At 49.9% G+C, this 810-nt stretch carries 1 protein-coding gene; it reads left to right on the plus strand.

What is annotated here, in order from left to right:
- The coding region (hisD, locus tag ACS8FC_RS16455) for a histidinol dehydrogenase (RefSeq protein ID WP_439297566.1) at window positions 1–810 on the plus strand (810 nt) is incomplete at both ends.

The raw sequence follows: 810 nt of genomic DNA on the forward strand, positions 1-810 counted from the left end.
CCGATGCATTTGCCAATCTCGATGAGAATGTAAAAACGGCGTTGACCACAGCAGCTACTCGGGTACAGACCTTTCATGAGCGTCAAGTACAAGAAACGTGGCAATATGAAGATGAGCTAGGTAATCGCTTAGGTCAAAAAGTCACGCCACTTGATCGTGTTGGCATTTATGTGCCGGGTGGTTTGGCATCTTATCCATCATCAGTGTTGATGAATGCCATCCCTGCCAAAGTGGCTGGCGTCGCTGAAGTCATCATGGTCGTACCAGCGCCAAAAGGGGTGCTCAATCCTTTGGTATTGGCAGCAGCACATTTGGCCCAAGTTGACCGTGTCTTTACTATTGGCGGCGCGCAGGCGGTAGCAGCTTTAGCCTATGGCACTGAGACTATTCCAGCCGTGGATAAAATCACAGGGCCGGGTAATAAGTATGTCGCGGCAGCCAAACGTGCAGTATTTGGACAAGTCGGCATTGATATGATTGCAGGCCCCTCAGAAGTGTTGGTATATGCAGAGGGTGAAGCGCAAGATCGAGCTGATTGGCTCGCGATGGATTTGTTGTCGCAAGCAGAGCACGACCGTATCGCTCAAGCTATCTTTGTGACGACCAGTGAAGAGCAGCTAAAAGAAGTCGCGTTAGAGATAGAAAGAGCACTCGCTGAGCTACCAAAAGCAGATATCGCACGCGATTCGCTACAAAACCGCGGCGCGCTTATCTTAGTGAAAGATCGTAGCGAGGGTATGGCACTGATTAATCGTATTGCCCCTGAGCATTTGGAGTTGTCCGTTGATAACCCTGATGCATTGCTAGATG

This window comes from Psychrobacter sp. 1Y4 (genome assembly GCF_051847555.1).